The 19,604-nt window shown below is 57.8% G+C and carries 16 protein-coding genes; 12 read left to right on the top strand and 4 right to left on the bottom strand.

Going from position 1 to position 19,604, the window contains the following annotated elements; all coding sequences use genetic code 11:
• Positions 1 to 56 precede the first annotated feature (56 nt).
• Together ETAA8_RS06030 and ETAA8_RS35820 are read left to right on the top strand one after the other, a co-directional pair.
• Entirely contained in the window at positions 57 to 794 is a 738-nt protein-coding gene (locus ETAA8_RS06030; RefSeq protein ID WP_145086322.1) for a YoaK family protein, read from the top strand.
• A gap of 12 nt (positions 795 to 806) precedes the next feature.
• Positions 807 to 965, top strand: a complete 159-nt coding sequence (locus ETAA8_RS35820) for a histidine phosphatase family protein (protein ID WP_145086326.1) — start codon at positions 807 to 809, stop codon at positions 963 to 965.
• Positions 966 to 975: 10 nt separating this feature from the next.
• Here ETAA8_RS35820 and ETAA8_RS06040 read toward each other — a convergent pair whose 3' ends face one another.
• Positions 976 to 1,458, bottom strand: coding sequence for a nuclear transport factor 2 family protein (locus ETAA8_RS06040; RefSeq protein WP_145086329.1), 483 nt, complete (start codon positions 1,456 to 1,458; stop codon positions 976 to 978).
• A gap of 461 nt (positions 1,459 to 1,919) precedes the next feature.
• Here ETAA8_RS06040 and ETAA8_RS06045 point away from each other — a divergent pair, with 461 nt between their 5' ends.
• From ETAA8_RS06045 to ETAA8_RS06085, 9 genes are all read left to right on the top strand, one after another.
• Complete coding sequence (locus ETAA8_RS06045; protein WP_145086332.1) at positions 1,920 to 2,882, top strand: alpha/beta fold hydrolase; 963 nt, start codon at positions 1,920 to 1,922, stop codon at positions 2,880 to 2,882.
• 10 nt (positions 2,883 to 2,892) lie between these two features.
• On the top strand, positions 2,893 to 3,555 hold the full coding sequence (locus tag ETAA8_RS06050) for a pyridoxamine 5'-phosphate oxidase family protein (protein ID WP_145086335.1): 663 nt from the start codon (positions 2,893 to 2,895) through the stop codon (positions 3,553 to 3,555).
• Positions 3,556 to 3,559: 4 nt separating this feature from the next.
• Entirely contained in the window at positions 3,560 to 4,207 is a 648-nt protein-coding gene (locus ETAA8_RS06055; protein WP_145086337.1) for a cysteine hydrolase, read from the top strand.
• 32 nt (positions 4,208 to 4,239) lie between these two features.
• On the top strand, positions 4,240 to 5,631 hold the full coding sequence (locus tag ETAA8_RS06060) for an FAD-dependent oxidoreductase (RefSeq protein WP_145086340.1): 1,392 nt from the start codon (positions 4,240 to 4,242) through the stop codon (positions 5,629 to 5,631).
• A 79-nt stretch (positions 5,632 to 5,710) separates the two neighbouring features.
• Positions 5,711 to 6,463: a glucose 1-dehydrogenase gene (locus ETAA8_RS06065; protein ID WP_145086343.1), complete on the top strand. Its 753-nt coding sequence runs from the start codon at positions 5,711 to 5,713 to the stop codon at positions 6,461 to 6,463.
• Positions 6,464 to 6,649: 186 nt separating this feature from the next.
• Positions 6,650 to 7,072: a transposase gene (locus ETAA8_RS06070; RefSeq protein WP_202921596.1), complete on the top strand. Its 423-nt coding sequence runs from the start codon at positions 6,650 to 6,652 to the stop codon at positions 7,070 to 7,072.
• A 448-nt stretch (positions 7,073 to 7,520) separates the two neighbouring features.
• Positions 7,521 to 8,906 carry a c-type cytochrome gene (locus ETAA8_RS06075; protein WP_145086349.1) on the top strand — a complete coding sequence of 462 codons (1,386 nt, stop codon included), beginning with the start codon at positions 7,521 to 7,523 and terminating at the stop codon, positions 8,904 to 8,906.
• Positions 8,907 to 9,355: 449 nt separating this feature from the next.
• The gene (locus ETAA8_RS06080; RefSeq protein ID WP_145086352.1) at positions 9,356 to 10,816 is read left to right on the top strand and encodes a sulfatase; all 1,461 of its coding nucleotides are present in this window, start codon (positions 9,356 to 9,358) and stop codon (positions 10,814 to 10,816) included.
• A gap of 133 nt (positions 10,817 to 10,949) precedes the next feature.
• Positions 10,950 to 12,863: a sulfatase-like hydrolase/transferase gene (locus ETAA8_RS06085; protein WP_145086355.1), complete on the top strand. Its 1,914-nt coding sequence runs from the start codon at positions 10,950 to 10,952 to the stop codon at positions 12,861 to 12,863.
• A 43-nt stretch (positions 12,864 to 12,906) separates the two neighbouring features.
• Here ETAA8_RS06085 and ETAA8_RS06090 read toward each other — a convergent pair whose 3' ends face one another.
• Positions 12,907 to 14,385, bottom strand: a complete 1,479-nt coding sequence (locus ETAA8_RS06090) for a hypothetical protein (protein WP_238397689.1) — start codon at positions 14,383 to 14,385, stop codon at positions 12,907 to 12,909.
• Positions 14,386 to 15,359: 974 nt separating this feature from the next.
• On the opposite strand from ETAA8_RS06090, the gene ETAA8_RS34400 reads away from it, so the two are divergent.
• A complete protein-coding gene (locus tag ETAA8_RS34400) occupies positions 15,360 to 17,663 on the top strand; it encodes a glucuronate isomerase (protein WP_202921597.1) in 2,304 nt (767 codons plus the stop codon).
• A gap of 9 nt (positions 17,664 to 17,672) precedes the next feature.
• Here ETAA8_RS34400 and ETAA8_RS06105 read toward each other — a convergent pair whose 3' ends face one another.
• Positions 17,673 to 18,197, bottom strand: coding sequence for a hypothetical protein (locus tag ETAA8_RS06105; protein ID WP_145086360.1), 525 nt, complete (start codon positions 18,195 to 18,197; stop codon positions 17,673 to 17,675).
• Positions 18,198 to 18,224: 27 nt separating this feature from the next.
• Positions 18,225 to 19,541, bottom strand: a complete 1,317-nt coding sequence (locus ETAA8_RS06110; RefSeq protein ID WP_145086363.1) for a DUF1501 domain-containing protein — start codon at positions 19,539 to 19,541, stop codon at positions 18,225 to 18,227.
• Positions 19,542 to 19,604 lie beyond the last annotated feature (63 nt).

Genomic DNA, 19,604 nt, shown 5'->3' on the forward strand with positions numbered 1-19,604 from the left:
CAGGCGACGCTGTAGCAAGGTCGCGAAGAGATCGCAGTTCACGCAGGTACGCCCTCATGACGACCGCACTTACCTTGTACCCGACCGACGAGGCAGATCACCGGCTGCAGCGCTTGCGGGCTTATGTGTTCGCCGGCGTTGCGGGCTATGTCGATGCGCATGCCCTGATTCGCTTCCATGTCTACGCCTCGTTTATGAGCGGCAATACAACGCGGCTGGGCGTCGACACCGCTTCCGCGTTGCCGTTCCCTGCCGCGTTAAGCGCACTCGCGATCGTTTGCTTTGTGGCAGGGGCCTTCCTCGGAGTCGTGATGGTCCATGCTCGCCGCTCCGATGCGACCCGCATCGCCATTGCAACCGCACTGGCCCTATTGCTCGCCGATGCTGCTTTAGATTGGCTGCACCCAACTCCCGTTGGTTCGGTCGCCCTGCTCAGCTTGTCGATGGGTGCGCTCAATGCCACGGTCTCACGGATCGGCGGGCAAGCCATCAACATCGGCTACGTTTCCGGCGGTTTGCACAAGTTGGCTGAGCACCTGGCATTCGCGTATCTTCGTTTTCCTGTCGACTCGCCACAGAGTCCCCACGACACCCATTTTCATCGAGCGGCAATTATCTTGCGCGTGTGGAGCGTATTTCTCTTCGGTGCATTTCTCGGCGCCATCATCGAAAGCCACTTCCGCCGCTTTGTCCACTGCTTGCCGGCAAGCGCGATCACAATCGTCTTGCTGTCTGCAGACCTCGATCGACGCTTACATTCGACGATTGGTTCTGGTGGCAATGGGAGCCCTTAAAGGGGCCTTCCCATGCTTCCGACGGTTCATTTAGTAAGGCAACGCGAGACTACTTGGAGCCTATCTGGGCAGCATACAGGATTGACCGACTTGCCGCTCACGGAGCGCGGCGAGCAGAACTCGCGCAATCATGCGCTCTATCTACGCCTGACCGACCGACCCGCACAATAGATCGCTTGAGCTAGTGCACATCGGGAATGCCAGGATGCTCGGCCGGCCGTGGTCCCGGAGCAGGCCAAAAGAAGCGGCGATCCGTTGCGGCAATCGCAAGATCGTTGATGCTCGCTTCGCGGCGTCGCATGAGGCCGTGCTCGTTGAACTCCCACAGTTCGTTGCCGTAGCTCCGGTGCCACTGTCCCGCCGCATCATGCCATTCATATTGAAAGCGGACGGCGATCCGGTCGCCGCCAAACGACCATAAGCTCTTGCAAAGTCGATAGTCGATTTCACGAGCCCATTTTCCCGCCAGAAAGCTTTCGATGGCGGCCCGGCCGACAATGAACTCGTTTCGATTGCGCCAGACCGAATCTTCTGAATATGCCTGTGCCACACGTGCGGGATCGCGAGAATTCCACGCGTCCTCTGCCAGCCGTACTTTGCGTACGGCATCTTCTAGCGTAAATGGCGGCACGATTGCTACTCGGGCTGAGGCGCTAGTAGTCATTCTCTGCTCCAGGAAATGTTTGACTTAGGCGACTATGAAGCCTGCCGGCATCAACACGCGGTGTCAACAGACGGCCGAACATCGAAGCGTGAGAGGTGGACGCGCCGGCCAAATTCAACGTTTGGTCGAACCGAACGGCCTCACCATGGATGAAGACGAATTCACACGCTTAGCTGATTTATAGTGGGGGATTCTATCTGACCGAAGCCAACTTGCCAGCGTACGCTGTGCCCTGGGAATGAGGTTGATCTGTTTGCAGCATTTGCGGCAAAGCGTCACTCGGCGCGATTCATGTGGGCACCGCCATCCAATCGCTGCTTGCACTGTCCACCTGTCACGCTTAGCTGTTGTGAAGCAAGCAAAGGAGCGGCGACGCTCAGCTTCTGTAAGGTATTCGAGTTTGGACGGTAGTTGTTCCCGGACTCGAAGTGACTCGCGTTTCTACTTTTGGAGAATTTGAAATGATCGGCACGAAAATTCGGACTATGACATTCGCTCTGCTGTCGAGCGCAACGCTGCTACTTGCACAATCGCCCGCTCTGTTAGCCGAGCAACCGCAGGTGCTGCACAAGACGGTCAAGGTCGGTGATCTTGAGATTTTCTATCGTGAAGCAGGTCCGAAAGACGCGCCAGCAATTCTGCTGTTGCATGGCTTTCCCACCAGTTCACAAATGTTCCGCAATTTGATTCCCGCTCTGGCCGACAAGTTTCGTGTCGTCGCGCCGGACTATCCGGGGTTTGGCCATAGCTCGATGCCTTTGCATGACAAGTTTGCCTATACCTTCGACAATCTTGCGAAAGTCGTCGACGAGTTCACCGAGAAAGTAGGGCTCACGAAGTACGCGATCTATGTGCAAGACTACGGCGCGCCGGTCGGCTATCGACTTGCTTCGCAACATCCGGAGCGTATTACCGCCATCGTCGTGCAGAATGGGAATGCTTACGACGAAGGAATCGACAACGATTTCTGGAAGCCCATCAAGGCTTATTGGAATGAACCGAAGAGCAAAGTGAAACGCGATGCCATCCGCAATCTGGTGACCTACGAAGCAACCAAATGGCAGTACCTGACCGGCGCGAAGAATCCCGAGTTAATCAGCCCCGATGGAGCTGCGCACGATCAGTTTCTGCTCGATCGCAAGGGGAATGACGAAATTCAACTTGACCTGTTTCTGAGCTACGGCAGCAATCCGCCACTGTACCCCAGGTGGCAAGAGTATTTCCGCAAGCATCAGCCGCCGATGCTGATCGTGTGGGGCAAGAACGATCAGATTTTCCCGCCTGCAGGAGCAGAACCTTACAAGCGCGACTTGAAGAACTTGGAATTTCATCTCATCGACGCAGGGCATTTCGCGCTCGAATCGAACGGCAACGAAATCGCCGGGCTGATGCGCACGTTTCTCAGTAAGAATGTGAAACAGTAGGAACGATCTCATGTCGACCACAACCACCACTTCGACGCGCCGAGAGTTTTCCAGCGATATTGCCTTCACTCCCGCGGTGAAGGCAATTCAGAATCAGAAAGGTTCTCGCAAAACGTATGCCCGCATGGAGCGAGGCGGTGCGTGGGAAACTGCCGTCACACCGGAACTGGCCGAATATATTGCTGACTTGGACATGTTCTATCTGGGAACCGCCAACGCTGCTGGCCAACCTTACGTTCAGTATCGCGGCGGGTCGCCCGGATTCCTGAAAGTGGTCGACGAACACACGCTCGGCTTCGCCGATTTCGGTGGCAATCGACAGTACGTGACCTTGGGGAACCTGTCGGAGAATCCACGAGCCTTTCTGTTCCTGATGGATTATGCCAACAGCCGGCGGGTGAAGGTCTGGGGAACAGCGCGAGTGGTCGAAGGGGACGCTGCGCTCGAATCAAAGCTCAGCGATCCCGCCTATCCCGGCAAGGTCGAGCGAGCAATTCTGTTTACCATCGAGGCCTGGGATGTGAACTGCCAGCAACATATTCACCCGCGATGGTCACAGCGACAGATCGCGCCGGTCATCGAGCAATTGAAGAATCGGATTGCAGAACTAGAAGCGGAAAATAAGCACTTGCGTACAAAATCTCTCCTCAATCAAACCCCTAGCAAGGAATAGTCCGATGCAATTCAACAACAGCGACACGGCACTGGTGGTGATTGATCCGCAGAACGATGTCTTGAGCGAACAGGGTATCTCCTGGGGATTGGTCGGCGAGAGCATCCAGCAAAACAACACGGTGGAGAATCTCGCGTTGCTCTTTCAAGCTGCGAAGGATCGAGACTTTCCCGTTTTTGTTTCGCCGCATTACCTTTATCCGCACGATCAAGCCTGGCAGTTCGGCGGAGTTGTGGAGAAGATGATGCTCGACAGCAAAGAGTTTTATCGGCCCGCTCCACTCAGCGTCACAGGGTTCACGAGTTCCGGTGCGGATTGGCTGGATCGCTATAAGCCGTTTATTGAAGATGGCAAGACAGTCGTGGTCAGTCCGCACAAGATGTGGGGGCCGCAGACCAATGATTTGGTCTTTCAACTGCGTAAGCGGCGTGTGAGCAAGGTCATTTTGTGCGGGATGCTGGCAAACCTTTGCGTGGAGAGTCACCTGCGCGAACTACTGGAGCAGGGCTTCGAGGTTGCCGTCGTGAAGGACGCCACCGCGGGGCCCAGGCATCCCGAAATCGGCGATGGCTACGCGGCTGCCATCATTAACTATGGCTTTCTCGCAAACGCAGTACTGACTACCAACAGTGCCGTGAGCGTGATGGGTTAAGGCGAGTCGGTTCACATCGAAAGGCAAGCATCATGACGGCAGAACATTATCAGAACCTGATAATCGGCAGCGGTGAGGCGGGGAAATATCTGGCTTGGAACCTAGCCAAGTTGGGGCAAAAGACGGCCATCGTCGAACGCTCGTTGATTGGCGGTTCATGTCCCAACATCGCGTGTCTGCCGAGCAAGAACGTCATATACAGCGCAAAAGCTGCTTCTCTGGTCGACCCTGTAAAAGGCCTGGGCGTGGTCGCTGGTGAGTTTCAAATTGACATGGCCGGTGTCGCTCGTCGTAAACGCCAGATGGTCGACGAGTTGGTTGCATTGCATCTCGCCAATTTCAAAGCCAGCGGTGCGGAACTAATCCTGGGAGAGGCCCGTTTCACGGCAGCGAAGATGGCAAAGATCGCACTGAATTCAGGAGATGAACGCCTGCTTCATGGTGAGCGCGTGTTTCTTTGCGTCGGTTCGCGGGCCAGTATTCCGGATGTGGCGGGACTAGCTGCTGCCCAACCGATGACCTATATCGAAGCGCTCAATTTGGAGCGATTGCCTGCCCATCTGGTGATCCTGGGCGGTGGCTATGTTGGCTTGGAGTTTGCTCAGGCCATGCGCCGCTTCGGCAGCCGCGTAACCATTATTCAACACGGTGAGCGGCTGCTCGATCGCGAGGACCCCGATGTCTCGCAGGCGCTGCTCGAATTGATGCAGGACGAAGTGATCGACGTGCTCCTCTCCGCAAAGTTGCTGAACGTAACGGGCCAGTCGGGCACGAGCGTCAACCTGACTGTCACTTTCGGCGGGGAAGAGAAACTCATCGAAGCCACTGACATTCTCGTCGCAGCAGGCCGAACCCCCAACACGGACCGCCTTGATGTGGGGCGAGCGGGCGTCGCTTTGAACGCTCGCGGATATATTCAAGTTGACGAGCGCTTGAGAACTACGGCTGCCGATGTCTGGGCGATGGGCGACTGCGCAGGCAGTCCACAGTTTACACACGTTGGCTATGACGATTTCCGCGTTGTCTTAAGCGATCTCACGGGCGGCGACCGCACGACTGGCGGCCGGCTCATCCCCTACTGCTTGTTCACCGACCCCGAGTTGGCACACGTCGGCCTGAGCGAAACAGAAGCCCGAGCGCAGAACGTGTCCTATCGACTTGCCAAAGTTCCCATGTCGCTGGTCATGCGCATGCGAACGCTGTCGCAAACGCGCGGCTTCATGAAAGCGCTGATCGGTGCCGACGATCGAATCCTGGGCTTTACTGCCTTTGGCGCGGAAGCCAGCGAATTGCTGGCCGCAGTCCAGACGGCGATGCTTGGCGGTCTCCCCTACACCGCTCTGCGCGATGCTATCTTCACACACCCAACCGCCGCGGAAGGCCTAATCCCACTGTTCACGAGCGGTTTGCCGAAGACCCAATAAAGTCATCTGTAAGGTGGTGAGCACTTCGTCGGTACACCTACCAGAATCAGATCCATACGACTCAAACAGGAAGCTAGTCATGACAACTAAACTGGCAGGCAAAATTGCAGTTATCACCGGTGGCAATAGCGGGATGGGTCTTGCCACTGCGCGGCGCTTTGTCGCCGAGGGGGCTTATGTTTACATCACCGGGCGCAGGCAAAAGGAATTAGACGAGGCCGTGCAGTTGATCGGTAGCAATGTGACGGCGGTTCAAGGCGATGTGGCCAATCTTGCCGACCTTGATCGATTGTACGATTTGGTGAAGCAACAGCACGGTCGCGTCGACATTGTGTTCGCCAACGCGGGCGCGGGTGAACTTGTCCCCATTGCCGACGTCACGGAAGAGCACTTCGATAAACTATTCAGCATCAATGTGAAGGGCTTGGTCTTCACCGTGCAAAAGGCACTGCACCTAATGCCAGATGGCGGTTCGATCATCCTGAACGCTTCCATTGCGTCGATTAAAGGCTTCGAAGCGTTTAGCGTGTACAGTGCCACGAAAGCAGCGGTGCGGTCGTTCGCCAGGACCTGGACCGCCGACTTGAAGGCCCGCAAGATTCGAGTCAATGCTCTTAGCCCCGGTACGATCGATACTCCCATCCTCGACGGTTTGGGCACAACGAAGGAAGAAGTCGATCAGGCGAAGGCCGGTTTTGCGAGCCTCATCCCACTCGGTCGGATGGGGACTGCCGACGAGATTGCCAAGGTGGCCCTGTTCCTGGCCTCGGACGACAGCAGCTTCGTGACCGGCGTGGAACTGTTCGTCGATGGCGGTGCCGCGCAGGTCTGAAGCGGACTGACGGATTTCACGCGTGCGTTTGCAGGCCGTAAGTAGCTGTCTAATTTTTTGTAAAGTTACCGCTGAAAGCCGCGCGTGAACAAATGCCGTTGCAGATTTCTAACGTTTCATCCTGAGCAATATCAAAGGCATGTTCAGCTCGATTCGCGCAGTGCGAACTCGCAACTGGCACGAGGGTTGCCGGATGCGAATACGACGAGCGAGAAAGGGGCCCGCGGCCGTCGCATTCGCGAGCGCTATCAAGCTGCCTCGGCGACCTGCGCTGCCTGTCCACTCCGCGCGCGCTGCGTGCTGAGTAAGAAGGGTCGGCCGCGCGGCCGGCAAGTTTCGCGCGAGTATTTCGAACCACACCGCGAACGCCACGCTCAGAAGATGGCGACGCCGGAGGCGCAAGAACTGTATCCACTGCATCGTCATCCGAGCGAGCGTCCGTTCGCGATGATCAAGCGCCACTTCGGCCTGAGTCAGTTCCTGCTGCGCGGCCTAGGTGCCGTGCGCGACGAATGGCGTTGGGCCACGGTCCCCTTCAACCTGCACCCCCTGCTTTCGCTCATCCCCAGCCGCGCGTGGGGCCCGGGGGAATTCCAACAACCAACCTAACCACGGCAATTAAATCAATAGTCCGTAACAGCAGGGCTATCTTCTTAGCATGTGATTCAGAAGCAACTTCTAGGGGTTGCCGCAACCGTTACCGACGCCGGCAACGTGCAAAATCAAGTAGATAAGACCACCGTCGCTACGAAGAGCGAGTAGCTTATTCGCCGCGCCGACTCTCTGGACTTTGTACAATCTCATGTCCCGCTGTTGCGGCCCGCAAACGTCATGATAGAAGTCGCTTAACGGGAGTTTGTCGCCAGCTACTCCTCCTGAATTGGGCCCACGAGCAGGCCTCGATAGGTTGCGATGAAATCGACGTTTTACTCGCGTGAAGTCCCCGTAGCGAATCTCGTCAATCCTTGACGACGTTCATATACGGAGTTAACGATAACAATGAGGCTATACAGCCCTTCCTGTCCTCTCACGCTCAGGGATCATTAGAAAGTTCGTCATGAAAGCTGTCTGCACCGTCCTTTGTCTATTGCTCTCCGCGGGATTGGCTCGTGCTCAGGGGACGGTTCAGCTCCAGCCGGAGATGCTCTCCAGATTTATCGGAAAATATTGCTCAAAATGTCATGGAGCGAACGAGCCGGAGGCCGACCTAAGACTCGACAACGTCAGTCCCCAAATCAGCCGTGACAAGACCGAGAGGACCTGGCGACGCGTGCTTGAGGCCCTGCGGGAAGGGGACATGCCGCCCGAAGGCGAACCTCGGCCTGACGCCAAGGAGTTGAAAGCCGTTGTCGATCACTTGGCCATCGCCATCTCCAGATCGACGACGCTGCTTGAGCCCCTTCCCCAGTACAAAACGGCAGGCATCGAGATTCCCCATGCCACCGCTGACGAGCCGAAACTCAAGCGCTTCAGCCAGGAGGCGGCCGTGAAGTATCTGGATGATGGTGCGGTCGCGTGGGTTCGCACTTATAAGTGCATCACCTGCCACTCAAGCGGAACCTATATGGCCGAACGGCCAGGCCTCACGAAAATGTTCGGACCGCCCCCGGTGGAAGTCCACAAGAATTTCACCGACGCTGTTTACATCGAATCCGCCGACAAGGGCGACTTCTGGTTTGTTTGGCGTACCTTAGGCTTGGCCGAGTGGGACAAACACGTGGCTGGCGAGCTCTCCGACCACACCGATAAGGCATTAAAGGAGATGTTTTCCCGGCAGCAAAACAACGGCGCGTGGAACATCGCTGAGCGCAGGATCCAGATCCCCCACGTCATCTCAGAATTCGAACTGGCCGTGCAGGCCGCTCGCGCCATCACTGCGGCACCCGGCTGGCTGGAGAAGCTCGAAGACGAAAACCTGCGTCAGCGTGTTGAGCGTCTGAGGAAGTATTTTCGCGAGTACCGACCACGTAATGATTACGAACTCGCCTTGTTGCTGCGGGTTGATACGCTGCTGCCGGGAGTCGTGTCGCCCGAGCAACGGCGGCAAAGCATCGGCATGCTCCGCCGCCGACAGCAGGAAGACGGTGGTTGGTCGACGCGGCGCATGTCCAACGTTCAAGACTGGAGCGTCGTCGCCGATCCCCGGATCGCCGACGCCTGGCAGAGTAGACCTGACGCCAACAATCCGGGCAGCGATGCTTACATGACGGCGTTTGCCATCGTCCTGCTGCGCGAAGCAGGCGTCCCCGCAACCGACGAGCAAATCCAAGAGGGGATCGCTTGGTTAAAGGGCAATCAGCGAAAAAGCGGCCGCTGGTGGGTGCAGAGCCTGACTTACCCGGGCGACAATCGCAGGCATTTCACGACTTACATCGCCACCGCGCAGGCCCTGCGAGCCTTGCATCTCTGCGGTGAATTGGAACCGGCGATTGCGACCGAATAACAATCGCCAGCAGAATCGCGCAAACTTTCTGTCTTCCCGCCAACGTTTGAGGGAGGCTTCGTTATTGGCCCTGCCGAGTGTCACGACATTCTGGACTTTTGAGCGCGAGTTCTCGTCACTCCTTCCCGTGCGTGCCCCGGCTTTGGTGACCTGACCACCCGCTCGTTTGTCAGATGTACTCTATCGACAATCATCGCCTGCACTCGGCGGAGCACGGCGCGATAAGCTTGGCTGGCGTACAGACGGTCCTTCTTTATTCCTCTCGGAATAAGACGTTGGACTCTCCACAAATACCCGAGCACCTCATTCCGATGGCAGACTGCCAAGATTACGAGTGCTACACTAGGCGATCGCTCACGGATAATTTCGAACCTCTTTCTGATGGCAGTCGGCCGTTCGTGAAGGAACTTGAGTCGCCGACTTGAAGCTATCGATTCGAGCAACTTGCAATGACGTCCAAAGTATTCGTGCTTAATCTTGGCTTACTGTTGGTCGCTTGCGCATCGTTGTCATCGGCCGCAGAACGCCAGCGGATGAACGTCTTGCTCATTATGTCGGACGACCTGACGGCGACGGCACTATCGTGCTATGGCAATTCGCTCTGTCAGACCCCGCACATCGATCGCCTCGCCGCGAGCGGCACCCGGTTCACTAACGCGTTTTGCAACGCGACTTATTGCGGTCCCTCGCGCGCGTCGATGTTATCGGGCTATTACCCACACGCGACGGGTGTGTTGGGTTACACAAGTCCACGTGCTGCCATTGGGGACCGCTCAACCTGGCCGCAGCACTTCAAGAACACAGGCTACTATACCGGCAGAGTGAGCAAGATTTTTCACATGGGCGTGCCAGGCGGCATCGAAGATGGCGGTGATGGCGCGGACGACCCCGCCTCCTGGACCGAGAGGTTCAACAGTCTCGGTCCCGAATGGAAAGCCGCCGGCACAGGCGAGACACTTGAAGGGAACCCCGATGGCAAGAAGCCTGTCGTCGGCGGCAATACGTTCGTCGTGGTCGAGGCCGATGGTGACGACATGGTCCACTCCGATGGCAAGACCGCAGCGAAAGCAGTCGAACTTATAGAGCAGCACGCCAAGCAATCGTTTTTTCTCGCGGTGGGATTTGTCCGGCCACACGTGCCGTTTGTTGCGCCCAAAAAATACTTCGAGCCATTCCTGCCCTACGACAAGCTGCCGTTGCCGACGAAAGTCCCCGGCGACTGGGACGATATTCCCAAGGCGGGCATCAACTATAAGACCAGCCTGAACATGAAGATGGATTTTCGCCGTCAACAAAAGGCGGTGGGCGGCTATTACGCAGCTGTTTCTTACCTGGATGTTCAGGTTGGCAAGGTACTCGACGCACTCGATAAGTCCGGGCAGGCGGACAACACCATCGTCATCTTTACGAGTGACCATGGCTATCATCTGGGCGAGCACGATTTCTGGGCCAAGGTCAGCCTGCGCGATGAATCGGCCAAAGTGCCGCTCATCATTCGCGTTCCAGGCAAAAAGCCGGCGGTCTGCCAGTCATTCGTTGAACTCATCGACCTCTATCCAACCATCGCCAGCTTGTGCGGACTAGCAGTGCAGCCTCGACTGCAAGGGCGCGATGCTTCTGCCCTGTTCGACGACCCCACCAAGCCGATTCGTGAAGCAGCCTTTTGTGTAGCACCTTCCAGCAAGGGGTTTCTGTTGCGCGACGACAAGTGGGCTTACTTACAATATGGCGAAGACGCGGCTCGAGGAATTGAACTTTTCGATATGCAGAATGACTCCAAGCAGATAACAAACCTCGCGAACAGGCCCGAGTTTTCGGCGACTGTCGCAGCGTTCAAGGCAAAGCTTGACGCGAAACTCCACAACCTGCGTGAAAACGATCTGGGGATCAAGGATCAAGTACGCAAGTGATATTGAGAACGGTGCCGAGGGAGGCATCGACTCAAGCCGACCAGCCGGCGAAGATCCTCAAGAACGCATCGGCCAGGCCAAAATCGAAGTAAACCGCATCATTCAAATCATTGCACCTCTCCTGAGAGCCATCATGAAATCTCTCCCGCATGCTCCCCTCGGTTTTCTACTTCTGCTGCTAGTCTGCACGCTCGGCGTGGCGGCGGACAAACCCAATATCCTCTGGCTGACCAGCGAGGATCATGGTCCGCAGATGGGCTGTTATGGTGATAAACTCGCCCGCACTCCCAATGTCGATGCACTGGCAGCGAAGGGAATGGTCTTTAATCGCGCGTGGTCGGTCGCGCCGGTCTGTGCACCCGCCCGTACGGCGATTATCACGGGCCTGTATACCTCCAGCAGCGGCGGTCAGCACATGCGCTCAATGGTCTCGCTGCCGGATGATATCAAGCTGTATCCGCAGTACCTGCGCGAGGCAGGATACTATTGCACGAACAACAGCAAGGAGGATTACAACGTCCGCAAGCAGCGCGATTTGTGGAGCGAGTCATCCGGCAACGCTCACTGGAGCAAGCGGGCTGAAGGGCAGCCGTTCTTTGCGGTTTTCAATTCAACCAAGAGCCACGAGAGCCAACTGCGCACTCGCCCGCACAAGCAAATCACCGATCCGGCGAAAGTGCGCGTACCGGTCTATCATCCCGAGACGCCCGAGGTGCGCCAGGATTGGGCCCAGTACTACGACAAGGTGAGCGAAGCCGATGCCGATGCGGGCAAGCGCTTGCAGGAACTCGATGCGGCCGGTCTGTCGGCGGACACGATTGTCTTCTATTACGGCGACCATGGCAGCGGCATGCCTCGCAGCAAACGCTGGCCGTGCAACTCGGGCCTACATGTGCCGCTGGTCGTCTTTTTTCCCGAGAAATGGAAACACCTCGCCCCGAAGGAATATCAGGCTGGCAGTAAGAGTGACCGCCTGGTCAGCTTTGTCGATCTCGCCCCCACGCTGCTAAGCATCGTCGGCACCGAGCCACCCCAATGGATGCAAGGTCACGCCTTTGCCGGTAAGTATCAGACCGAGCCGCAGCCTTACTTGTTCGGCGAGCGGGGGCGCATGGACGAGCGGATGGATCTCGTCCGCAGCGTTACTGACGGGCGTTACGTCTACCTACGCAACTACTTCCCGCATGTCTCGCAGGCCCAGCATGTCGATTATCAATTCGCCACGCCCACCACGCGCGTCTGGCGGAAACTGTTCGACGACGGCAAAGCGACCGAGGCGCAGGCCATCTTCTGGCGCGAACCGAAGGCGCCGGAAGAGCTTTACGATCTGCAGAGTGATCCCGATGAGGTCCGCAATCTGGCCGGTTCCGCCGAGCACCGCGCTGTGTTGGAAAAGCTGCGGAGGGCCCAACGCGAGCACCTCGTCGCGATTCGCGATGTTTGCTTTCTGCCCGAAGGGGAATTGCATTCGCGGGCGGAAAGTAGCACGCCCTATCAGTTGGCTCGCGATGACGAAAAGTATCCGCAGGCCCGCATCGTCGCCGCTGCGGAACTTGCTTCCAATCTCTCGCCCGCCGCGCTGCCGGAGTTGAACAAGCTGTTGAAAGACACCGACAGCGCCGTGCGCTGGTGGGCGACACTTGGCTATTTGATGCGAGGTCAGGAAGCTGTGGCCGGGAGCGAAGGCGCATTTCGTGAGGCGTTAAGCGATCATTCGCCTCAAGTCCGCATTGTCGCCGTTCAGGCGCTAGGGATGTATGGCAGCGAAGAAGCGCGCACTGCGGCGTTGAAAGTGCTGGGAGAAGCAGCTTCGCCGAAAGTGAACGGCGTGCTCGTCTCGATGTCTGCTCTGGCCGCCATTGAGGCGCTCGGTGACAAAGCGTCGTCGTTGCACCCGCTCGTTCGCGAACTCAATCCCGCCGGCCCTTCGCCCGATGCACGCTACAACAGCTACGTGCCTCGCCTCATTCAGAATATTACTCCTAACGCGACACCTGCGGCCAATCCGCCGAAGGATAAGGCCAAAGCGAAGGGTAAGGCCAAATGACCAGTTGTTGCGAGACGGCAGCGGAGTTGTGCGCGTGAGCGTCTCATCGTTTCTCCGCCTTAAGCTCGCCGAGCATCTCGACCAATCCGTCCACCATCTTCACCGAGGCGTCGAGTTGCACCTTGTTGACGCCGATCCACGTTTCGTACCCGCCGAGCCGGTGTTGCTCGGGAGTCGGCAGGTAGCCGTGCGAGCCGTTGGCGATGGAGATGTTCATCAGCGGCTGGATCGGGCTGCGCTGCTTGAGGTCTAAGCCAATCTCTGCGAACACCTCGAACGGCATCGCGGCCACAGCTAGATCGCCGATGCGATGCGTCTGTACGATTACGTCGATGGTCGGCGGCATCTCCGGCGAGTTATAGGCAAGCACCGTACTATAAGTGCTGTATCGGCTCGTGCTCATGGGCTTAATCTTCTTAGCCTTCACCGCTTCGGCCCACTCCACTTCCTCCTTCGTCGGGTAGCGCCGCTTGAACGTGAGCGTCCGCTGCACCGACGTAAGTTTCACATGGTCGTGCCACTTCAGCGTCTTGTGCGCCTCCGTCACCTTTTCCGCACACAGGTTCGCCACCTCTCGGGCCTTCTCATAAGGCTGATATCGTTTGGTTGGCTGCGGGCCTCGCTTGGCCAACTCTTCATCGGAGTAGCGCGCCAGATTGTTCACGTCGCCGCTGGTGCCGTTGGCCATGAGGCCGACAAACGGTGGATCCTGATGTTGGTCGGCACCGAGTAACTCGCCTACGCGATTGGCGAACATTGCGAAATAGTCGGCCGAGATCGTATTTGCCGGTATCCCGCCCACATAGTGCAGACCATAGGAAGCAAACAGCGCGATCGGCTTACCCGAGGTCGACTGTACCGAAACGAAGGTAATTTGCGGATCCACGGGACCGGCAGGCCGAAGCAGGCCGCTGTAACCCGGGTTTGTATCGACTTGCTCGATGTTATCGTGCGCGCCGTAGATCGGGCCGCGTTTTGGAGTCAGAAACCAGCGACGATTGAAGACTTGCGTCCGCTCCTCGGCAACGCCCCAGCCGATCCGCGCCGGTTCGAGTTGATTTACAGCACGCAGCACACCCTCGGCAATCCGCCACGGAAGAAGCGCGCCGTAGTCGTAATACGCCACACCCTCTCCCTCTTCCAGTTTGGCACCGGTCGAGGTGTGTGTATGAGTTGCTGAGACGAGCACGCACTGCGGCGGGATCCCGGTCGTTTTTTGAATGATCTGCTTGGCGTTAGCAACGACTTCTGCCGAAATGTGCCGCAGGTCGCAGACGACTAGCGCGAGCTTTGATTGCCCGTCGTCGAGGACCAGGCACCGAGCATGCAGTTCGTCATGCACGTGCGTCGCTGGCGGCTTACTGGTGCGAACATTCGGGTCTGCGCCGATCGACGGAGTGATGTTGCTCGTCGCAGCACCGGCGCGAAACACCGGGTCGTCCGGCGTGGCGGCGTCGGCAAGGCCAAGAGAAACAAATGCAAGGCAAACTCCTGTGAAGATGAATTGACGTGGGATACGCATGGAGGAGATTCTTTTGTTCATGGTTGAGAATGTAGGAAGGCTTCAACGGATCTAGACTTGTTACGCCCCAACGGTCAGACCGAACGTCCTCGAATTAGGGTTATTATTTGCTATCGGCCTGCGTGCACTTCGTCGAGTATAGAGTTGTTTTTTTGAGAACAAAGTGGATTCGCAACAGCGCTGCGGCATTTGGCCTCGTCGTTGCGGTTCTTCTTCAGCGAACCGCAGCGTCTACTCTTCAAGTGGCTCCCATTTTTTGGACCACACGGATAGATGGAAAGTCGGGTTAGAATCGAGGAGAACAGTAAGCATCGTGGCGGAGCCAACAATGGAGCGAGGCGATGCCTCGGAAGCGATGGCTATTCGATGACCCTGGACTTTCATCTCACGCAACGGAATGGAGTGAACTGTCTCAGCCGCATCCGGCAATATGATTCACTCGTGTCCATGATTGCGGTCTCTGGCACGGCGACGTACGAAATTGCTGCCGTCCCTATTACGGTCAGAGCGGACGATTATCTCGCAATGCAAGCGTTGGACAGTCGAATCCTTGGCCAAAGCGTGCGCAACGTGCTCACTCGAGCACAAGCATTTCAGTCTCGCTTCGTGGCAATCAGGAATTGAGCAGACGAGACTTTGACTTGCGCAATTGCGATCGACTGCTTCGGTTGCCCCGCTCTGAGTACCGGTGCAGACAAGGCCGAGATCGAGCGACTCTCGGATCTCGCCAAAGTCTGGAAGTTGAGGCTGCCGATCGAGTACGAGTAGACGGGAGCTCAGCAGGATCCGGTTGCGGCTTCAGCGCGGAATGAAGCAGCGGTTGGCGGGTCATTCTGCCCGTTCCATTCCACCTTCCAGGCGAACATTTCGCCCCGTCACAGGCCGGAAACACTAACAATCACCCGGGCGGTGTGGTATAGGTAGAACTTCACTCGTCGTACCCTCTTCAGAGCCGCTGCAGCCGAGCCTAACGCATGTCGCTTGAACTTCGTCGCCGGATTTTCGACCAACTCGATTCGCTGGTGATCGTCGATCCCCACACGCACATTAACCCGCTCGATCCGGCGTCCCACTCGCTGGCGGACATCCTGGGTTATCACTATTACACCGAACTGGCCCACTCGGCCGGACTGCCACAAGCGGCCATCGAAGATCCCAGCTTGTCTCCGAAGGATAAAGTCGGCCTGCTGATCGAAAACCTAGGCCCGATCAGCAATACGATTCAGTGGAGCTGGTTCGTCGAAATGGCCCAGAAGCTGTTCGGCTTTCAGGGGGACAACATCGACGCGAGCAATTGGAGCCAGTTGTACGACGATGCCGAAGCACAGATGGCCTACGACGGCTGGGCGCAGAAAGTGCTCGACACGAGCAAGCTGTCCGCCGTCTTCCTCACGAACGAATTCGACGACCCGCTCGAAGGCTTCGACACCAACACGTACATCCCCTGCCTGCGCACCGACGACCTCGTGTTTCATCTGGCGAAGGGGAGTGTCCGCGACCGGCTGGAGCGATTCTCTGGCATTCGCCCCAGTTCGCCCGAAGCTCTGCGGCAGGCCATCGGCACACTGTTCGATCACTTCATCAGCCGGGGTGCGCGAGCCTGTGCTATTTCGCTGCCGCCGGACTTTGCCCCGCAAAAGGTGTCGGCCGGCCGCGCTGCTTCGGCCCTGGAAGCCATCGAGCAGTCAGGTGTCGATGCGGCCGATACGCACAAGAAGGCCATTGCGAATTTCGTCTTCTGGACCTTGTGCGAATACTGCTCTGACTATGGCCTGCCGTTCGACCTGATGATCGGCGTCAACCGCGCGGTCTATCCAGCCGGCGTTCATCAAGGGCGCGATTTATACGACAGCCGCGTTTCGTTGCATCAGTACAAAGAGGCCTTCAACGCCTTCCCCGGCGTGAAGTTTCCGCTCTCAGTTCTCGCCAGCGTGACGAATCAGGAACTGACCAGCTACGCCTGGATCTTCCCCAACGTCATCACCAGCGGACATTGGTGGTACTCGAATACGCCGACGTTCATCGAGCACGACCTGGGTGCCCGTTTGGAAGCGGTGCCGCGGACCAAGCAGATTGGCTACTACAGCGACATGTACAAGCTGGAATTTGCCCTGCCGAAGTTCGCCATGTACAAGCGGTGCCTGGCAAAAGTCCTGGCCGAGAAGTTCGTGCAGGATCGCGGTTGGAGCGAAGAGCAGGCCGTCGCCCTCGGCACGCAAGTGCTGCAAGGGAACACCGAGTCGATCTTCCCCGCCGTGCCGATGGACAAAGTCATCATGCGCCGCGAAGAGCGCGAAGCCGAACTCTCCGCAGCTGCACTGGCCGCTCCTGTCGCCGCGGCGTATACCGGCGGATTTCCCGATGAGGGCGATACCTTCGATTCGGTCGCTGGGCCCAAGCTGGGTGATATTCCCACTTCGTCGCACGGCTCGGGCTTGCCGATTGGTGGAGTCAACGAAGGCTCGCTGGCATCGCTGGCCACCGCCTCGCTGCTACCCGGCAGTTTCGACGAGCGAATCGAACCGACCATTCACATGGATCAGGCCGAAACCGAACACTCGGCCATACATACGGGTGCGCTCTCGCCCGAAGTGCACCTGCCCATTCCACATTTCGCCCCCACCGAACCGCAGACCGAAGAAGACCTCGAAGCGCTCGACGACGAACTGGCACTCGATCCCGAATGGAAGCAGGACTTGCATCCTAGTGAAACCGATGTTCCGCACGTACACACGGGCGACCCGGCCCACGATAACATGCTCGACGAGCAACTTTCCCTGACGGACGAAAATTTGCTCGAGGACAAGCCCGCCACAGGAGATTGGGCTGACGAGCCACTGGTAGCGGGCGAAATGGTCGAAGCCGGTGACGATCTGGTGCTGGAGAACTTCGACGAAACGCCGCTTGCTGAGGAAGAACCGCTGGAGATCTCCCTCGAAGACCCGACCGCAGAGCAAGAGGTGGCCGCGGAGCAAGACACTCCCGAGCAGGAAGATGAGTTCCTGCCGCAGGAATTCACCGCCCGCGAAACGGTGGTTTTCGATCCCACCAAGATGTTCGGGCAGAAGGAAGAGACGACGGACGAAATCGTGTTCGAAGAAGAAGAGATCGTCGCCGCCGAAGCTCCTACGCTCAAGGCGAGCAAGCCCGATGACTTTGACGATATGCTCGACGCGCTCGATCTCGAACCCGAGAAGCCGGACGAAACAGAGCCCCCGAAAACAAACGACCCGCCGAAGGCCGATCCGGATAATCCGTGGGCTTTCTTGAAGAAGTAGGCCGCGTCACTACAAATCCATATCGAGAATGATGGTAGGGCTGCCGCAGCGACAACACTTGCCGGCGAACAAGATGTTCGTAAAGAAATCCTGCGCTGGTGCCTTTGGTTCGTCGTCGAGCAGATCGACGACGGCATCGCCATAGTCGAACTGCACGGTCACTTCGAATTCCTGCCGCTTGCAATTGGGACAGGCAAAGGTCGTCGGCGGGCCTGCGCCGTGCAACTTGGCCGCTGAGCCCAGTTCGCCGTGATAGCCGTGTACGGCGCTATCGAAGGCGAGCGTTTCTTGGCCATCGGGCCAGCGCAGCCTGAGGGGCGAGATGAAATCGAGTTCACCCTGGCACTCCGGGTTGTAGTCGCCGAGCAAATAGCCCAGCACCTGCGCGGTGGCGATCTTCGTTTCCTGCTGGGCCAGGGCATAGGCCGCGAAGTAATCGCTCCGCTCGTCGATCGGGAACCGGGCCTTCGTCACCGCCAAGCCGGCAAGACAGCGCGGGACGTGCTTCTGCAAGTGCTTTTTCAGACTGGGCAAGCGAAGATCTCCATATCTCGCTGATGCTTAAAACAATTCCGTAATTAACTTGCCACCTTCGACCAGTTTGAGGGGCTGCTGTTGATCGGTGATGTATTCGTCGTGCGGATCGAGGCCGAGGATGTGGCAGAACGAAACGAACAGGTCTTGCACGCCGACGGGTCGATCGCTGACCTTCACCCCTTCGGCATCGGTGGCCCCAATGACCTGCCCGGTCTTCACACCGCCACCGCTGAAGCCGCAGAGCCAGCCGTCGCTGTAGTGATCGCGGCCGCCGTCGGCACCGAACTTGGGCGTGCGGCAGAACTCGCCCATCCAGACCACGAGCGTGTTGTCGAGCATGCCGCGATCTTGCAGGTCGTTGAGCAACGTGGCGTAGCCAGAGTCGGTTTCAGCTGCCAATACCGGATTCTCTTTAAAGCCCCGCTTGTGCGTGTCCCAGCCTTGGTCGCCCGTGCTGCCGCCGTTAATTACTTCGATAAAGCTGACGCCAGTCTCGATCAGACGGCGAGCGAGCAAGCAACCTTGACCGAAGTAATTGCGGCCGTAAGCATCGCGCAGCTTTTCGGGTTCACTATCCAGATTGAACGCCTTGAGGAGCGGGCTGAGGACGAACCGGCTGGTCCGCTTGTAGATTTCCTGCTGTTCCCGAGCGGCCTTGGCCGAACCGGCATCAGCAAACTGCTGATCCAGTTCGGCGGCCAGAGCCAGGCGGCGCTGCAGCACTTCGGGCGAAACGCGTGGCAGCACGTCTTCGGGCAGTTTGCCTGCTTCGTCTATTTTGAACGATTCGAAGCGAGTCCCCAGGACGCCAGCGGTGACGTCGCGGGTCTTGATCCGCGGCTTGCCAATGCGGACGAACGCGGGCAAGTCGAATTCAGGGTCGTAGCGATCGCGGGCGACCACCGAACCCCACGTGGGGTAGTTGATGGTCGGCATGATTGGGTAGCCCGTCCGCACGAGCTTGATGGCGCGAAAGTGATCGCGCTCGGCACTTTGCATGCTGCGGATCAAGGCGATTTTGTCCATCACCTGGGCTGTTTTTGGCCAATACTCCGCGAACTCCACCCCGGGCACATTGGTGGGAATCGCCGTGGCTGGACCTTGAAACTTCGAGCCAATCTTGGGATTGAAGGTTTCGAACTGGCTGGGCCCGCCGTCCATCCACAGCAGGATCATGCTCTTGCCGGCCTTTTGCACTTCTTTGGCCTTAGCCATCAGCATGTCGCGCCACGATAGCGTCAAAGCCCCGGCACCCAGGCCGGCTGCCATTTGCCCGAGAAAGCCGCGGCGACCAATGACGCCACTGCCAGAAGTCGTGATGTTTGCAAAAGATCGAAGCATGGTTGATATCCCAGAGAGGATTTTAATTTTCTTGTCCCCCTCTCCTCGGTAATCCGGGGAGAG

Origin of the sequence: Anatilimnocola aggregata, from assembly GCF_007747655.1 — a bacterium.
Classification (GTDB): Bacteria; Planctomycetota; Planctomycetia; order Pirellulales; family Pirellulaceae; genus Anatilimnocola; species Anatilimnocola aggregata.